Source organism: Nonomuraea sp. NPDC049695, from assembly GCF_040674955.1.
Lineage (GTDB): Bacteria > Actinomycetota > Actinomycetes > Streptosporangiales > Streptosporangiaceae > Nonomuraea > Nonomuraea helvata.
This window is the reverse complement of the sequence record NZ_JBFANV010000008.1, coordinates 103,325-118,746: the sequence shown is the minus strand read 5'-3', so window position 1 is coordinate 118,746 and position 15,422 is coordinate 103,325. Positions and strand designations below refer to the sequence as shown.

At 70.8% G+C, this 15,422-nt stretch carries 18 protein-coding genes; 9 read left to right on the top strand and 9 right to left on the bottom strand.

Annotation, left to right across the window (positions count from 1 at the left end; genetic code table 11):
• Positions 1 to 53: 53 nt before the first annotated feature.
• The gene (locus AB0J64_RS10200) at positions 54 to 575 is read right to left on the bottom strand and encodes a helix-turn-helix domain-containing protein (protein WP_364023619.1); all 522 of its coding nucleotides are present in this window, start codon (positions 573 to 575) and stop codon (positions 54 to 56) included.
• 78 nt (positions 576 to 653) lie between these two features.
• On the opposite strand from AB0J64_RS10200, the gene AB0J64_RS10195 reads away from it, so the two are divergent.
• The 5 genes from AB0J64_RS10195 (at position 654) to AB0J64_RS10175 (ending at position 4,440) form a co-directional block, all read left to right on the top strand.
• Positions 654 to 1,319 (top strand): SDR family NAD(P)-dependent oxidoreductase, encoded by a 666-nt coding sequence (locus AB0J64_RS10195; protein ID WP_364023616.1) that lies wholly within the window; start codon positions 654 to 656, stop codon positions 1,317 to 1,319.
• A gap of 292 nt (positions 1,320 to 1,611) precedes the next feature.
• Positions 1,612 to 2,028 carry a PadR family transcriptional regulator gene (locus AB0J64_RS10190; protein ID WP_364023613.1) on the top strand — a complete coding sequence of 139 codons (417 nt, stop codon included), beginning with the start codon at positions 1,612 to 1,614 and terminating at the stop codon, positions 2,026 to 2,028.
• The gene (locus AB0J64_RS10185) at positions 2,013 to 3,023 is read left to right on the top strand and encodes a permease prefix domain 1-containing protein (RefSeq protein ID WP_364023610.1); all 1,011 of its coding nucleotides are present in this window, start codon (positions 2,013 to 2,015) and stop codon (positions 3,021 to 3,023) included. Before AB0J64_RS10190 ends, AB0J64_RS10185 begins: the two co-directional genes overlap by 16 nt.
• Positions 3,023 to 3,712: a VC0807 family protein gene (locus tag AB0J64_RS10180; RefSeq protein ID WP_364023607.1), complete on the top strand. Its 690-nt coding sequence runs from the start codon at positions 3,023 to 3,025 to the stop codon at positions 3,710 to 3,712. Before AB0J64_RS10185 ends, AB0J64_RS10180 begins: the two co-directional genes overlap by 1 nt.
• On the top strand, positions 3,709 to 4,440 hold the full coding sequence (locus AB0J64_RS10175; RefSeq protein WP_364023604.1) for an SDR family NAD(P)-dependent oxidoreductase: 732 nt from the start codon (positions 3,709 to 3,711) through the stop codon (positions 4,438 to 4,440). The genes AB0J64_RS10180 and AB0J64_RS10175 overlap by 4 nt, the downstream gene beginning before the upstream one ends.
• A 62-nt stretch (positions 4,441 to 4,502) precedes the next feature.
• Here the strand turns inward: AB0J64_RS10175 and AB0J64_RS10170 are convergent, their stop codons facing one another.
• Positions 4,503 to 4,988, bottom strand: a complete 486-nt coding sequence (locus AB0J64_RS10170; RefSeq protein WP_364023601.1) for a DUF6653 family protein — start codon at positions 4,986 to 4,988, stop codon at positions 4,503 to 4,505.
• A complete protein-coding gene (locus AB0J64_RS10165) occupies positions 4,985 to 5,581 on the bottom strand; it encodes a TetR/AcrR family transcriptional regulator (RefSeq protein WP_364023598.1) in 597 nt (198 codons plus the stop codon). The genes AB0J64_RS10170 and AB0J64_RS10165 overlap by 4 nt, the downstream gene beginning before the upstream one ends.
• A gap of 83 nt (positions 5,582 to 5,664) precedes the next feature.
• Between AB0J64_RS10165 and AB0J64_RS10160 the strand changes: the two genes are divergently transcribed.
• Together AB0J64_RS10160 and AB0J64_RS10155 are read left to right on the top strand one after the other, a co-directional pair.
• On the top strand, positions 5,665 to 5,907 hold the full coding sequence (locus AB0J64_RS10160) for a hypothetical protein (protein ID WP_364023596.1): 243 nt from the start codon (positions 5,665 to 5,667) through the stop codon (positions 5,905 to 5,907).
• Positions 5,908 to 5,996: 89 nt separating this feature from the next.
• The gene (locus AB0J64_RS10155) at positions 5,997 to 8,540 is read left to right on the top strand and encodes a caspase family protein (protein WP_364023593.1); all 2,544 of its coding nucleotides are present in this window, start codon (positions 5,997 to 5,999) and stop codon (positions 8,538 to 8,540) included.
• On the opposite strand, the gene AB0J64_RS10150 is transcribed toward AB0J64_RS10155, so the two are convergent.
• The 5 genes from AB0J64_RS10150 to AB0J64_RS10130 form a co-directional block, all read right to left on the bottom strand.
• Complete coding sequence (locus AB0J64_RS10150; protein WP_364023590.1) at positions 8,524 to 9,381, bottom strand: pyridoxamine 5'-phosphate oxidase family protein; 858 nt, start codon at positions 9,379 to 9,381, stop codon at positions 8,524 to 8,526. The genes AB0J64_RS10155 and AB0J64_RS10150 overlap by 17 nt on opposite strands.
• Positions 9,381 to 9,824, bottom strand: a complete 444-nt coding sequence (locus AB0J64_RS10145) for a VOC family protein (RefSeq protein WP_364023587.1) — start codon at positions 9,822 to 9,824, stop codon at positions 9,381 to 9,383. Before AB0J64_RS10145 ends, AB0J64_RS10150 begins: the two co-directional genes overlap by 1 nt.
• 78 nt (positions 9,825 to 9,902) lie before the next feature.
• On the bottom strand, positions 9,903 to 10,466 hold the full coding sequence (locus AB0J64_RS10140; protein WP_364023584.1) for an ABATE domain-containing protein: 564 nt from the start codon (positions 10,464 to 10,466) through the stop codon (positions 9,903 to 9,905).
• Positions 10,467 to 10,514: 48 nt separating this feature from the next.
• A complete protein-coding gene (locus AB0J64_RS10135; RefSeq protein ID WP_364023581.1) occupies positions 10,515 to 11,345 on the bottom strand; it encodes an SAM-dependent methyltransferase in 831 nt (276 codons plus the stop codon).
• Between the two features lie 73 nt (positions 11,346 to 11,418).
• Positions 11,419 to 12,366: a helix-turn-helix domain-containing protein gene (locus AB0J64_RS10130; RefSeq protein ID WP_364023578.1), complete on the bottom strand. Its 948-nt coding sequence runs from the start codon at positions 12,364 to 12,366 to the stop codon at positions 11,419 to 11,421.
• 71 nt (positions 12,367 to 12,437) lie between these two features.
• Here AB0J64_RS10130 and AB0J64_RS10125 point away from each other — a divergent pair, with 71 nt between their 5' ends.
• Both AB0J64_RS10125 and AB0J64_RS10120 read left to right on the top strand, forming a co-directional pair.
• Entirely contained in the window at positions 12,438 to 13,700 is a 1,263-nt protein-coding gene (locus tag AB0J64_RS10125; RefSeq protein ID WP_364023575.1) for an MFS transporter, read from the top strand.
• Complete coding sequence (locus tag AB0J64_RS10120) at positions 13,697 to 14,374, top strand: peptidyl-tRNA hydrolase (protein WP_364023572.1); 678 nt, start codon at positions 13,697 to 13,699, stop codon at positions 14,372 to 14,374. Before AB0J64_RS10125 ends, AB0J64_RS10120 begins: the two co-directional genes overlap by 4 nt.
• Here AB0J64_RS10120 and AB0J64_RS10115 read toward each other — a convergent pair.
• Positions 14,364 to 15,326 carry a DUF3616 domain-containing protein gene (locus AB0J64_RS10115; RefSeq protein ID WP_364023569.1) on the bottom strand — a complete coding sequence of 321 codons (963 nt, stop codon included), beginning with the start codon at positions 15,324 to 15,326 and terminating at the stop codon, positions 14,364 to 14,366. The two genes, AB0J64_RS10120 and AB0J64_RS10115, sit on opposite strands and share 11 nt — an antisense overlap.
• Between the last annotated feature and the right edge of the window lie 96 nt (positions 15,327 to 15,422).

Sequence of the window (15,422 nt, the reverse complement as noted above, 5' to 3'; positions counted from 1 at the left end):
CAGCATCATGAGCGAGCGGCGACCCGTGCCGTGCCCGGACAGTCAGCGGGGCGTCATCCCGTCCGCAGCGCGTCGAGCATGAGGGTGAAGTGGCGGCGCCAGCGCTCCGGATCCTGCTCGGCCACCCGGGAGCAGGCCATCATGAAGAACGCCAGATCGATCGGCCCGACGTCCAGCCGCAGCGCACCGGCCCGCTGGGCCCGCTCGATCAGCTGGCCGATCAGCCGGTTGACCTCGGACCGGTCGCTCTGGTGCTCCTGGCACACCAGCTCGGTGAAGGCCCTGTCCCTGGCCTGCAGCTCGCAGGTGCGCTCGAGGAACCCCACGAGCCCCTCCCAGGCGTCGGCGGCTGCCACCGCCTGCCTGGCCAGCTCGGCCCAGCCGGCCAGCTGCTCATCGAGGATCGCGTCGATGAGCTCGCCCCGCTCGGGAAAGTGCCGGTAGAGCGTGCCGATCGCGACCCCGGCCCGCTTGGCCACGGCCTCCAGGGGCGCACCGACACCCCGCTCGGCCAGGACCGCCCGCGCCGCCGCCACGAGAGCGTCACGGTTGCGCTGCGCATCACGGCGGATCATGCATCCATTCTAGTGAAGTCGAGGGTGTGTCTCCGCTTGTGTTAACGTGAGGGCCACCCTCGACTTAAGGAGTGCCATATGAAGATCGCGATCATCGGCGCGGGCCCCGGCATCGGCCTCGCGGTCGCCCGCCGCTTCGGCAAGGAGGGCTTCGAGGTCTCGCTCGTGTCCCGGAGCCAGGCCAACCTCGCGGCGCTTGCCGCACAACTGGACGACGTCCGGGTCTCCACGCATGAGGCCGACATGACGGACGAGACCTCGCTGGCCGCCGCCCTGGCCGGCATCGGCCCGGTGGACGTCCTGCTCTACAACGGCGTGGGCGCGGTCAAAGCCCTCACGCCGGTGCTGGAGATCACCAGAGAGAGCGCCCAGGACGCCTTTGACGGCGGGGTTCTGGGCGCGGTGACGGCGGTCCGCGCGGTCCTGCCACCCATGCTGGCGCGCGGCTCCGGCACCCTGCTCTTCACCTCGGGCATCTCGGCCGTCCACCCGCTGCCGTTCCTGGGCAACGTGGGGCTGGCGGCCTCGGCCCTGCGCAACTACGCCCTGTCCCTGTCCGAGGCGCTCGCCGGCAAGGGCATCCACGTCGGCCATGTGCCCATATCCGCCGCTGTCGCCCCCGGCTCTCCGGCTTCCCCGGAAGCGGTGGCCGAGACCCACTGGCGCCTCCACACGGATCGCGACCGCACCGAGGTCGTCCTCGGCGATCTGGCCACGATCAAGGAGGCGATCAGCCGGCTCTGACCACCGTGCGCCATCAGTGTCCTGACCGGCGCCCCATTGTCGAAATCGACCGACAAGTTCTCGGCTGACCCTCCCTGAGGGCGGTCACGGCATCTGCGGCACCCCCCTTCAAGCCCCAGGGCGAGGGCCCGTGCTCGACGACCCGGGGGCAGGACCCGGCCATGGTTCGGCGACTGGACCGATGCACCGCCACGTCTACTTGGCCGGTCCCCGGCGCACTCGGCATCCTTTTGACGCTTCGCACAATGATGGCATTGAACGACGATGTGTGTCACACACTATAGTGCGACACGTGAGCGAATCCGAACTGCTAGATGCGCATCGGCAGGAACTGCGTCGTGGCTCTGTGGTGCTCGCGAGTCTGCTGGCGCTCCAGAAGCCGGGATATGGCTACGGCTTGCTGGAAGAGCTCGAGCGCGCGGGTATGCCGGTCGCGGGCAACACCCTCTACCCGCTGCTGCGTCGGCTGGAGAGCCAGGGCCTGCTGACGAGCGAGTGGGACACCAGCGAGGCTCGTCCGCGCAAGTTCTACCGCACGAGCCATGACGGCATGCGTCTCGCGCGGGCCCTGTGGCGGGAGTGGCGGGCGATCGACGCGGCCGTCACGCGACTGGACCCGGACGCGACACTCACGCGCCTGGACTCCGACGCGGGTGTCGCGGCCCTGGACCCCGACGCGGAAGGACAGCACCTGTGGCCGCCACGTTGACCGACCGGTATGTCTTAGCCGTCGCACGGCGTTCGCCCGCCAAGCACCGTCGTGAGATCGAGCGGGAGTTGCGCGCGGCGATCGCCGACGGCGTCGATGCCCGCGTCGCACTTGGCGATCCGCGGGAAAAGGCAGAGTACGCCGTGCTGGATGAGCTTGGTGACCCCGCGCGCCTGGCCGCCGGCTACGGACACCGCGCCGTCGCGCTCATCGGTCCCGAAACCTATCCCGGCTATGTCCACGCACTCCTCGTGTCGTGCTGCACCGTGCTGCCGATCGTCTATGTCGTGCTGGCCCTGGCGCTGCGCGCCCACAGGGAAAGCGCGTGGTCGGCGGTCTTCCGTCCGATCGGGATCACGCTGACCGTGGCGATGTACCTCGTTGTCGGCGTGACCGTGCTGTTCGCCATTGCCGACCGCCTGTCGAGTACCCGCCCCGAGGCGGCCGAGAGCACCGACGCGTGGACGCCCGACCGGCTGACCGTGCTCAGCGATCCTCGACCGGCCAGGTGGAGCGACGTGATCGGCGAGCTCGTCACGGCCGGGGTGCTGGTCGCGGCGCTGTTCGCGCAGCGGGTGATCTCGCCTGTGTCCACTGCCGCAGGCGTGCCCGTGCCGATCGTCAACCCCGCGCTCTGGGATCTATGGATCCCCTGTTTCCTTGCCGTGATCGCGCTGGCCATCGTGATCAGAGTCGTGAATCTGCGCACGCGTCGCCGGCACCTCATCACCGCGATCGCCGGCACCGTGCTCACGCTTGCCGCCACCGTCCCGCTCGCCTGGCTGTTCTGGCAGGCGCGGGTGATCAACCCCGCGCTGGCACGCGACACGGACGAACTCGTCGCACAGGGAAGCTGGATCGCCTGGCTGGCCATTCTCGTCCTCGCCCTCGTCACGGCCGGCTATCTGCTCGCGATCTGGCGCAACCGCCACGGGGGCGAAGGTGACGACCTCGGCGTGGCTTCCGGATATTCGTACGGCTCGAAGGGGCGCTGATGAACGCACCAGGAGCGGCGGTCGGACCTGAACCGCCGAGGAAGAGCAGAACCGCCGATCCACGACGCGAGGTCATCCTCAACCTCGGCGTCAATGTGGTGGCCCCGCTCGCCGTTTTCTACGGCCTGCGCGCGGCCGGCGTCAATCAGTGGCTGGCGTTGACGCTGGCCGTGCTGCCGCCGGGCATCCGGGCGGTGCTGACGGTGGCCGTGCGGCGGCGGATCGACGCGCTCGCCCTGTTCACGCTGACCATCCTTGTGCTCAGCGTCGCCGCGTCGTTCCTGTCGGGCAGCGCGAGATTTCTCCTGGCCAAGGACGGATGGATGACCGCCGTCGGCGGGATCTGGATTCTCGCCACCTTGCCGAGGACGCCGTTCTACTTCCAGGCCATCCGCGCCTTCACCGGCGGTGCCACGCGGGACCGCGCCGAGACCGCGTGGCGTGAGTCGCCGGCCTTCCGGCACATGCTGCGGGTGGCGACCGCCATCTGGGGCGTCGGCCTGGTGCTGGACGCCGGAGTACGGTTCGTGCTGGCGTACTCGCTGCCGATCGACAAGGTGCCGCTGATCAGTGGTCTGCAGTATGTCGTGGTGTTCGCCGCCCTTGAGGTGAGCAGCCAGGTCTACCTGCGCCGCAAGGGCGCACTGGTCGACATGGAGACCGAGCCGGAACAGGAGACTTCGAAATGACGGGTGTGTTGGTCACCGGCGGGGCCGGCGGCATCGGCGCCGCGGTGGCAAGGCGGTTCGCCCGAGCCGGCGCCCGGGTGGCGATCGCGGATGTGGACGAGAGCGCGGGCCGGGCCGTCGCCGCCGAGATCGGCGGCCTGTTCGTGCCGGCCGACGTGAGCCGGGAGCAGGACAACCACTCCATGGTGGAGGCCGCCGTGTCGGCATTCGGCGGGCTCGACATCGTGCATCTCAACGCCGGTGTCGGCGGCGCCGGTGGCGCGGGGGACGACTTCGACATCGATCGTTACCGGCGCGTCATCGCGGTGAACATCGACGGCACCATGTTCGGCATCCGCGCCGCTCTGCCGGCGCTGACCTCGTCGGGGGGCGGTGCGATCGTCGTCACCTCCAGCCTTGCGGGCATCTCGCCCAATCCGTTCGACCCTGTCTATTCGGCCAGCAAGCACGCCATCGTCGGATTGGTACGTTCGCTCGCACCCGCCTGCTCCGCATCCGGCGTCACGCTGAATGCGGCGTGTCCGGGTTTCGTGAACACCCCGATGCTCGCGAGCCTCCGCGATGTCATCCTCGAACACCACCTCGCCATCGCCGAGCCGGACGAGGTCGCCGAGGCGGTCGAGTCGATCGCGCGTGGCGGCGAAACCGGTAATGCCTGGATGGTGCAGGCCGGCCTGCCCCCGGCACCGGTGACGTTCCCGACCGTCGAGCTCAGCCGAGCGCGATGACGTTCTGTTCGCTGAGCCACCGGTGGGGGGTTGTGAGCAGCGGCGCGTAGGCGCCGCCCCGGCTATTCGGGGGAGGCGGCCTGGTGCGCCAGGTAGAGCTGGCCGAGGCGGTCGATGCGCCAGAGTTGGCCGATCGTGACCAGCGTGGCGCCGAAGACGGTCGGCCAGGGCTCCAGCGCGATCAGCCCCCAGATGAGCAGGGCGAAGCCCGCCACGCCGACCGCGATGAGCAGCCGCTGCACGCTCCGGTGGTCGCCGGTGACCAGCGACCGGTCCCGAAGCCAGAGCTTCTCGCCGTAGATGCCCCTGGCCGTCCAGCTGTCGGGCTGCTCGACGGCAGGGAAGACGTGCGGGTTGAGCGCCAGCCAGACGACCACCAGACCCACCGGGACCAGCGCCCACCAGCCGATCCACTCCCTGCTCCAGATCGCCGCGATCATCAGCGGGATGGCCGCGAACCTGGTCCAGACGCTCCACGGGTTGGCGTGCCGCTTCCAGGCCTCGTCCGTCATCCCGGCCGCCTGCGCGTACCTCTTCAGAACACTCATGCGACGAGCCCCCTTGCCAGCGCGTTGATGGTGGCCTCGACCACTTGGGCGTGGTCCGGCCCGAACCTGTCGCGGTTGAGCACCAGCAGCCCCGCCGTGCGCAGCACGCCGACCAGCACCTCCGGCGGGGCGTCCGCGACGATGACGCCGTCGGCCTGCCCCTGGGCGAGGTAGTCGAGCAGCGGTGTCAGCAGGTGAGGGGTGACACGGGCGATCTCCTCGGCCCCGACCCTGCGCGTCACCGCCTCCAGCTCATCGGGGCGGGTGAGCAGTCGCCGGTAGAACGGGTCGGTGGTGAGCACCTCGATCATCTCCCGCATGAGGGCGGCGAGGGCCTCGGCGCTCGGCGGCCGGTCCAGGGCGGCGGCGAGCCGCTTGCCGAGCATCGGCGCCCTACGGATCATCACCTCCTTGTACAGCTCCTCCTTGGAGTCGAAGAACGCGTAGAAGCTGCCCTTGGCGATGCCCGAGGCGGCGACCAGCTCGTCGAGCGAGGTCTTCTTCAGGCCCTGGGTGGCGAAGAGCTCTTCGGCGACGTCGAACAGGGACTCGGTGATGCGCGCCCGGTCTTCCGCCGTGAATGCCACAGCCATGTGTATCCCTATGACTGGATCGGATATCAAGTCATAGGCTAGCATTCCGCGCAAATCGAATATGTGTTCTTATAATGGTTGGTATGGATCTGAACACGCGGGATCTGCCCGAGCTCTGGCGGCCGCCCATCGTGGAGCACGCCGCGTCGGCGCGCTATCTGCTGGCCTGGGGTGATGACACCGACGGGGTGCGGTGGGGCTATCTGCTCTGGCCGCCGAAGGCGAGTGAAGGCGCGCGATGGGTGCACTGGGAGGAGATCTGCCCCGTCGCGGGTGAGGACTACAGCGCGGTGCCGATCGCGGAGCCGTGGATCTGGACGGGCTGACACGCGGCGGGAAAGGCGCTGACTCACACGCACCGTAGTGCCTACAATGCGTTGCGACGCGGTCCTCCAGCTGCCTTGAGAGGTGGCCCATGGTGAGTGAGACGACCCAATTGCGCCTGCAGGTGGTCGCTGACGCCGCCGACCCGCAGGAGCTGGACGAGGCCACCGCGCGGCTCCGCGCCGAGCTGCTCGAGCTCGACGTGGCGGCGAGCGCCGCCGAGGCGGGAGAGGCGCCCGAAGGGGCGAGGGCGGTCCTGTCGTTCACGGTCGGCGGTCTGGTCGTCGCGCTGGCCGGCACGGAGCTGCTCGGCGCCATCGTGAACGCGGTGACCGCCTGGCTCACCCGCAACCAGCACCGCTCTGTCAAGCTGGACATCGAGGGAGACGTGCTTGAGCTGACCGGCATCGCTTCCGCCGAGCAACGCCGGCTCACTGAGGTCTGGTTACGGCGAAGGCAGTCGGGCACGCCCGCGCGGGCAGGCAGGCGTACGGCCCTGGTCGTGGCCAACGACGAATACCGGGATCCCGGGCTGCGGGGGCTGCGGGCGCCCGCGCTGGACGCCGAGGCGCTGGCCAGGGTGCTGGGGGACGAGTCCATCGGCGGGTTCGACGTGCGCACGATGCTCAACGAGCCCACCGCCGTCATCAACGAGGCCGTGGAGGAGTTCTTCGCCGATCGACACCCCGACGACCTGCTCCTGCTGCACTTCTCCGGCCACGGGGTCAAGGACGACAGCGGCGAACTCTACTTCGCCACCCCGAGCACCAAGCTCAACCGGCTCGCCGCAACCGCTGTGTCCGCCGAGTTCGTCAACCGGCGGATGAGCCGCAGCCGGTGCAGGCGCGTCGTGCTGCTGCTCGACTGCTGCTACGCGGGTGCCTTCACGCGCGGCGCGCTGCCGAGGGCAGGGGCGGACGTCCACGTGGAGGAGCAGTTCGGCGGGCGTGGGCGGGTGGTCATCACCGCCTCCAACGCGATGGAGTACGCCTTCGACGGGACCGATCTCGCCGACGCTCGCGAGACGTCGCCGTCGGTCTTCACCAGCGCGCTGGTGCAGGGGCTGGAGACGGGCGACGCCGATCGCGACCTGGACGGTTACGTGGGCATCGACGAGCTGTACGACTACGTCTATGACCGGGTGCGCGCGGTCACGCCCAACCAGACGCCCGGCAAGTGGACGTTCGACGTGCAGGGTGACCTGGTCATCGCGCGCCGCGGCCGCCCGGTGGACCAGCCGGCGCCACTGCCTCCGGAGTTGCAGGAGGCGATCGACCATCCGATCGCCAAGATCAGGGCCGGTACGATCGACGCGCTGGAACGACTGCGGCACAGCCGGCACGCCGGCCTTGCGCTGGCGGCCCGGCTGGCGCTGGAAGAGCTGGCTGACGACGACAGCCGGATGGTCTCGGCCGCCGCCGCCCGCGTCCTCGCGACTCCGCTCCGCGGCCCGGGAGCGGGGCCCGTCCACGCGTCCGCCACTCCACCTCCCGGCCCCGGCTCGGGTGCCGCTCGAAGTCCGGCTGCACCGCTGCCATCTCCCGGCCCTGGCTCGGGTGCCGCTCGAAGTCCGGCTGCACCGCCGCCATCTCCCGCGCCGTCGGGGACGTCGGACGTCGAGCCGCCGGTGCGGCGATCGAAGGCCGGCACACCGAGCACACCAGCCAGACCGGCGCCACCGTCCAAGGGAGGCGTCGTGGCGGGATCCGGTACGGCCGCGCCGGGCGCGGCCGGGGAGCCGGTGGCCGCCGTCCTCGGACGGGATCGGGCTCCGGGTGGGCGGCGGTGGGAGCTGGTTCGGCGTGCGTCCGCCCTCGTGGCCGCGTTCCTCCTCATGGTCGCCCCGGCGAACAGCGGCCTCGGCGGGGGACGCTTCCCCGCCGATCTGTTGGGCGAGCTCCCGCTCTGGAGCATTCTGACGGCCGCCGCGGCGGCTGCGATCGGCCTCTTGCCGGACGGACGCAGGCGCGCGGCGCTTCTGGGTGCGGCGGCCGGATCGGCCGCGCTCCACCTGGGCCTGATCGCCCGGCTTTTCTGGACAGGATTCCCCACCCCGCCGATGACGACGTTCATCGCGGGCGCGCTGCTGATCCTTGTGGTCGTGCTCGCCGAAACGGCCCTGGCCCACGAGGGTGTGGGCAGGGCCGTGGCCGCGGTCGCGGGGCTGCTCGTCCTGGCACTGATCGTCATCGACCTGGTCGCCCCGAGAATGGTCTCAGGGACGGGCGGCGAGAGGCTCGTACTGACGGCCGCGGGCGTCCTCGTTCTCGGGGTCGCCGTCCGGGCGGCCAAGGACTGGCGGGCAGGCCACGCTCGACGACCCATCGTGCTGAGCACGGCGGCCACGATCCTCATCGCCGCGGCCATGCTCTCCATGTACGTCGACGGCTCCTCCGAGCACGAGGGAGCTCCCGCCTACCTCCCGGTCCTCGTGGTTCTGCTCGTCATGGCGGCCCAGGCACGCCGCCCCCGGCTCGAGTCGCTGACCGTGGTCCAGCTCACGTTGATCGTCGGCTTGGTGCACAACACGGCGCCGTTGGACACCCTGCCGGTCTTCGTGATCACGCTCTTCGTCGCGGCGGCCTGCGCGGGCACCGCGGCCTTCCTGGACCGGGACGCTAGACCGGTGGGTTGAAGCGGTGGTACCCGGGAGCGGTCCAGCCGGCCGACACCGTGTCGGCCAGGTGCGCGTACTCGTCCAGCTCGAAACGCACCACCCGCCGGTCCCCCCACTCCACCCAGGCCCGGCCCGTGAGCTGCAGCGTCTCCCCGCGCTCCCAGTCCACGAACAGCAGCCCGGCCGCCGGGTCCAGCTCCAGGTTCCCGAGCGTCATGTACATCGAGTTGCCCTGGTAGTCGGGGAACTCCAGCGAGCGCGCTCCCGTGACCTGGACGAACCCCGGGTTGCCGCCTCGGTGTGACACGTCCGCCCCGAGCCCGTCGGCTCGCGTGGCGATGAAGAACGTGTCCGCCTCCGCGATCCACCTCTGGTGCCGGTCGGACAGCGAGGTCCCGCGCCCCAGGCCCGCGGGGGTGCCCGGAGCGGAGGTGGGGGAGCGGGTCTGAATGTATTTGGGGCAGTTCGAGTAGACCTGCTCCGTCCACACCACCAGAGCCTCACCGGCCTGTACCGCGGTGCCGTTCACGCGCATCCTGCGCCGCGTGTGCGGCTCGATGGCCAGCAGGCCGATGTCCCGCTCCTGTGCGAACAGCCCGTGAAGGGGATCGGCGGTGTCCGGCACGGCGTGCAGCACGATCGTCCGGTCGTCCGACGGCGAGGCGAAGCCTGTGGGGCCCGTCAGCACGCCGGCCCAGACGCGCCCGCCGTCGTCGGCCGCGCCCAGGACGATCATGTGCTGGTTCCGCAGGAACTCGGCCGCCACCTCCGGGATCTGCGGGCGCGTCCGCGAGCTGCCGTGGTCCTCCGCCCGCACCCCCGCCCGCCGCTGTACGGCGACCTCTCCCGGATGTCTCATTAGAAGAAACCGCAGGTCGGCGCGTCGGAGGCGGGCGCGGGGCGGTCGCCGGCGCCGTCCGGGGAGAAGATCTCCAGCCGGATGCCGTCGGGGTCCTCGAAGAACACGCCGCCCGACGAGGCGCCCTCGCGGTGCGGCACGATGCCGTCGTGGTGCAGGGTGGCGCCGATCTCCCTGAGCACGGTCTCCGCGCGCCGTACCGCTTCGAGCTCCGCCACCTGGAACGACAGGTGATGCAGCCCCGGCAGGGCGGTGGCGAAGCGGCCCTCGCTCTGCTGCCAGAGCGTCAGCACCAGCGTTCCGTCCTGCGTCAGGAACGCGTACCTGCGGCCGTCCTCGTGCGACTCGCCCGCCACCGTGAACCCGAAGACGCGCGTGTAGAACTCCTTGGACTTGTCGAGATCGGTGACATTGAGCCCGATGTGTCCGGTCTGGAAGGACATCCCACTCTCCTCTAACGCATGCATGGCTGTCTTGCCGTTAGACCGAGAGCATATAACGGCAAGACGACATTGCAAACGTTAGATTTTCCGGCGCTCCTTGTAGTGCCTGGCCGCTCGGGCGCGATTGCCGCAGGCTGTCGAGCACCACTCCTGACGCGGGTGCTCCTTGAGGAAATAGAGCACGCAGCGCGGCGCCTGGCAGGTGCGGAGCAGGGCACGCTCCGGCCCCGCGAGGAACTCGACGGCTGCCGTGGCCAGCCTGGCGCGCAACCGGGTCCCCGGGTCGGTCTCGATGGCGGGCGCGGTGACGAGAGCCGGCTCGCCGTTCCAGCGCAGTTGGGGCGCGGTGGGTGCGGCCAGGGCGGTGGCGTTGACGAGGGTCAGTGACTCCTCGAATCCGGGCAGGGCCGACGCGTCGGCGCGGCTCGGCGGCTCCGGCGCCACGGCCCGGGCCAGCAGCGCGCGTACGGCCTGCCGCAGGCGCACCGTCTCCTGTCGCAGCTCCTCCGTGACGGTGAAGTCGCCCAGGTCGGCCGCGTGCGTACGCGTCCAGGCCGTCAGGCCGTCCACGTCGGACAGCGTGTCGATCAGGCCGGACCGCTCGGCCCTGATCGTGCTGACGAAATCGAGGGTCAGGGACACCCCCTCAATCTAGCCGGGGGACAACGGCTGCCTGACGACGGCGACGGCCTAGTCCGGGCGGCGGCCGACCCCGGCCAGGATGCCGCCTTTGGCGAGGTCGTACGTACCGCCGGGGGCAGCGTCGGGCGTCCAGTCGGCCACCGGCACGACGCCCGGGCCGAGCAGCTCCAGGCCGTCGAAGAAGGAGGCGATCTCGTCGTAGCCGCGCCGCGCCAGGCCTCCCGAGGTCGTGCCGGAGTAGACCTGCTGGCCGGCCGTGGCGACATCGTCCATCTCGTGGCCCGCGTACAGGAGGTGCGACAGCACCAGATGGCCCCCGGGCCTCAGGCGTTCGCGGATGCGCGCGGCGATCCGGTCGGCCTCGGCGTTGTCGGGGATGAAGTGCAGCACCGCGACCAGCAGGACGGCGTACGGCTGGGAGAGGTCGAGATGCTCCGCGACGCGCGGGTCGTCCAGGATGGCGTCAGGGTCCTTGAGGTCGCCCTCGATCGCCAGGACGTCCGGGTCCCTGGCCAGCAGCGCGCGGGCGTGGATCAGCACGATGGGGTCGTTGTCCACGTAGACGACACGGGAGCCGGGAGCGTGCCGCTGGGCCACCTGGTGCACGTTGTCCTGGGTGGGCAGGCCCGCGCCGATGTCGATGAACTGGCGCACCCCGGCCTCGGCGAGCATGCGTACGGCGTGGCCGATGAAGGCGCGGTTGGCCAGGGCGATCTCGCGGGCGTCGTTGCCCATCCTCCGGCCGATCTCCATCATCTTCTCGGCCGCTTCGCGGTCGGCGGCGAAGTTGTCCCGGCCGCCGAGGTAGTAGTCGTACATGCGGGCGACGCTGGGCACATTCGGGTTGATCCCCGCGGGTAAGTGGTCCGCGTCGGCCATGTGACGACCCCTCCTTGTCGATCTTCTTCTTGCGGCGATTCTAGGGGGGTATGTGGCTTTTGTCGCAAGAAACTCAGGGTCGGCGGAACGTATGCCGATACGCCAGCGGCGAAACCCCGACGGCGGCATGCAGGTGCTGCCGGAGCGAGACCGCCGTCCCGAACCCGGCCTTCCTGGCCACCTCCTCCACGCCCAGGTCCGTCGTCTCCAGCAGGCGCCTGGCGTGCTGGACCCGCTGCCCGTTCAGCCATCTGGCCGGGCTCATGCCGGTCTCGTCGCGGAAGCGCCGGGTGAACGTGCGCACGCTCATCCTCGCGTGCCCGGCCAGCGCGGTCAGGTCGAGCGGGCGGTCCAGGTGGGCCAGCATCCAGTCGCGCGTGGCCGCCGTGCCGCCGCCCGCGTACGGCAGGTGCCGGTCGATGTACTGGGCCTGGCCGCCCTCCCGCCACGGCGGCATGACGCAGCGGCGGGCCGCCCGGTTGGCCACCTCGCTGCCGTGGTCGCGTCTGATCACGTGCAGGCACAGATCCATCCCGGCCGCCACCCCGGCCGAGGTCAGCACGTCTCCGTCGTCCACGAACAGCACGTCCGGGTCCAGCTTCACCTGCGGGAACAGCCGGGCGAAGAGCTCGGCGTCGCGCCAGTGCGTGGTGGCCGGACGGCCGTCGAGCAGCCCTGCCGCCGCCAGCACGAAGGCCCCCGTGCAGATCGACATCGTACGAGGCCGCCCCTGCAGCGCCTCGGCCAGCGCGGGAGAGATCGTGCCGTACCGCATGGCCCGGCCCGCGTGGATGCCGGGCACCACAACCGTGTCGGCGGTGTCGAGCACGTCGAGATCGTGGTCGGGCAGCACGCTGTAGCCCGCGGAACAGCGGACCGGCATGCGCCCCTCCGAGCAGGTCACCACCTCGTACAGCTTCTCGCCGTCCGCCGTCTCGGCCACCCCGAACACCTGCCCGGGCACGCCGAGGTCGATCGGGGCGAAGTGGTTGAGCGCGACGACCACGATCCGGTGTGTCATGGCCAGATTCTTTCACATATTGGCTTTCCGGCCACTCGTGACCATGTAAGGGGATAAAGCAGGATTGGCGCATGACGTTGAGCACCACCCCCACGCGCGGCCGCATGCACCGAGCCTGGTTCGTCGCGGCCGTCGCCTTCGTGGCGATCCTGGGCGCGGCCGGGTTCCGCGCCACCCCCGGCGTGCTGATCACCCCGCTCCAGGAGGAGTTCGGCTGGTCGGCCGGCACGATCTCACTGGCCGTCTCGATCAACCTGGTGCTCTACGGTCTGACCGCACCCTTCGCCGCCGCTCTGATGGACCGCTTCGGCATGCGCCGGGTGGTCGCCGTCGCGCTGCTGCTGATCGCCGCGGGCAGCGGCCTCACCGTCCTGATGACCGCGAGCTGGCAGCTCCTGCTGTTCTGGGGCGTGCTGGTCGGGCTCGGAACGGGCTCGATGGCGCTGGTGTTCGCCGCGACCGTGGTGGACCGCTGGTTCGTGCGGCACCGCGGGCTGGTCACCGGCGTGCTCACCGCGGCCGGCGCCACGGGGCAGCTGATCTTCCTGCCGGTCCTCGCCCAGCTCGCCGAGGGGCCGGGGTGGCGCTTCGCCTCGCTGACCGTGTCCGGGGCGGCGCTGGCCGTGGTGCCGTTCGTGTGGTGGCTGCTGCGCGACCGTCCCGAAGACGTGGGCACGACGGCGCTCGGCGCGGATCCCGGCGCGGTCCGTACGCCGCCGAGCACCGTGAACGCGGCCGTCAGGGCGGTCACCGTGCTCGCCTCGGCGGCGAGGACGCGGCCGTTCTGGCTGCTCGCGGGCGGCTTCGCGATCTGCGGGGCCAGCACGAACGGCCTGGTCGGCACCCACTTCATCCCGGCCGCGCACGACCACGGCATGGCCGAGCCCGTCGCGGCGGGGCTGCTGGCGGTCATCGGGATCTTCGACATCGCGGGCACGATCGCGTCCGGCTGGCTCAGCGACAAGATCGACCCCAAGGTGCTGCTGGGCGTCTACTACGCGCTGCGCGGGCTCTCCCTGATGGTGCTGCCGAGCCTGTTCGCGGCCACGACCGAGCCCAGCATGCTGATCTTCATCGTGTTCTACGGGCTGGACTGGGTGGCCACCGTGCCGCCCACGGTGGCGTTGTGCCGGCGGATCTACGGGGCCGACGGGGCCGTGGTGTTCGGGTGGGTGTTCGGCTCGCACCAGGTCGGCGCGGCGTTCGCCGCCGTGGGCGCCGGGCTCACCCGCGACCACCTGGGCGCCTACGACCTCGCCTGGTACGGCGCCGGCGCTCTGTGCCTCCTGGCCGCCGGCATGTCGGTGGCCATCGGGCATGCTAGAGGGCGATGAACTCCGAGAACCCCGAGAGCTTTGAGCTTTATGTCCTGCCGCTGGTCGTCAGGATCGAAAGAGCCGCTCCCCCCGAGCGGACAGATGCCCTGGAAGCGGCCGCCATGGCCGTGCTGAGCCTGCTGGACGACCCGGGGGAGTGGGCCGCCGAGCTGCACACCTGGCAGTCGACCGGCAAGATCCGCAAGGTGGTGCGCCGGGCCAGGGGCGCCGAGTGGCGCAGGGCGGTCGCGCTGCCGGGGCGCACCGTCGAGCACCGCACGGCCGAGGTACGCGTGCACCCGCCCGTACCGCTCGACGGCTGGCCGCGTGACCTCGCGCGGCTGCAGGTGGGCGGCACCGAGCTGAGCGACACCGCCGACCCGCCGTCCGCCGAGCCGCCGATCCTGTGGGCCAACCCCGAGCTCGCCATGTCCGCGGGCAAGGCCATGGCGCAGGCCGGGCACGCCGCCCAGCTCGCCTGGTGGGCCAGCGACGCGGCCGAGCGGGAGGCCTGGCGCGCCCGCGGCCTCGCGGTCTGCGTGCGGACGGCGGCCTCGCAGGCCGACTTCGGCGCGATGGTCGCCGAGGGGCTGCCGGTGGTGCGCGACGCCGGGTTCACGGAGATCGAGCCGGGCTCGTGCACGTTCGTGGCGGACGCCCCCTGGCTCAAGGGGCGCGTGGCTAGATCGTGAAGACGTCCGCCAGCACGCCGCCCGCCGGGGTCATCCGCGCGGGCGACGGGCTGTCGTACACGACCATGAGCCGGCCGTCGGCCAGCCGCACCAGTCCTTCGGGACGGTCGCACCTCAGGCCGTGGGGCAGCTCGATCACCGCCTCCAGCTCGTCCTCAGGAACGACCTCCTGCCGCTTGGGGCCGGGCCGCCAGCGCACGACACGTACGGGACCGTCGAGGACCATGGTCGGCCCGGCGAGCACCAGCAGCGAGTCGCCGTCCGGGCACAGGTCCCGCACGCCCAGCCCGCCCAGGTCGAGGAAGTGCTTGCGGTACGGCTCGCGCAGCCGCATCCGTCCCTTGCCCGCGTCCTCGAGCCGCAGCTCCAGCACCACCGCCCAGCCACGCAGCACGGGACCGCGCAGCCCGATGTAGATCCGCTCGGACACGACGGCGATGCCCTCGATGTCGAGCCCGTTGTCCTTGCCTGGCAGCTCCAGGAACGGCGCGAGGTGCCGGTCGTCGCGCAGATGCGTGGTCAGCGCCTCCTTGCCCGACAGGACCGTTCCAGGGCCGGGCGTCTCGCCGTGGAGCGGCAGGCGTACCAGGATGAAGCGGTTCTCCTCCCTGATCACCGTGGCCAGCCGGTCGGCGGCCTTGTCCGGGTCCTTGGACTTGACCTTCCTGCGCTTGAGACTGTGCGAGCCGACCAGCCAGAGATGGCCGTCCGCCCTGGCCAGGCCCTCGATGTCGGCCTCGTCCTCGGGGCCCGCGGGCAGAGTGACGTAGTCGGCCAGGCGGAACGTCCGCTGCTCGCCGTAGTGGTCGCCCGTCCACGTCAGATGCTCGAAGGTGGCGGTCTCGTCGCCGGCCACCCAGAGGCCGGTTGAGCTCTGCCGGATCGCCGAGAGGTTCGTGTGGGTCTGGGACGCTCGCGAGGCGTGGTCGAATCGCAGCTCAACCTGTAGCACGAAGCCATGATTGCACTTCGGTCGCTTCTAGGACGCGATGGCGGGATATGTCGTACGCTCCGCTCGTGCTCGATGGGGAAGAAGAGATCAAGGGTT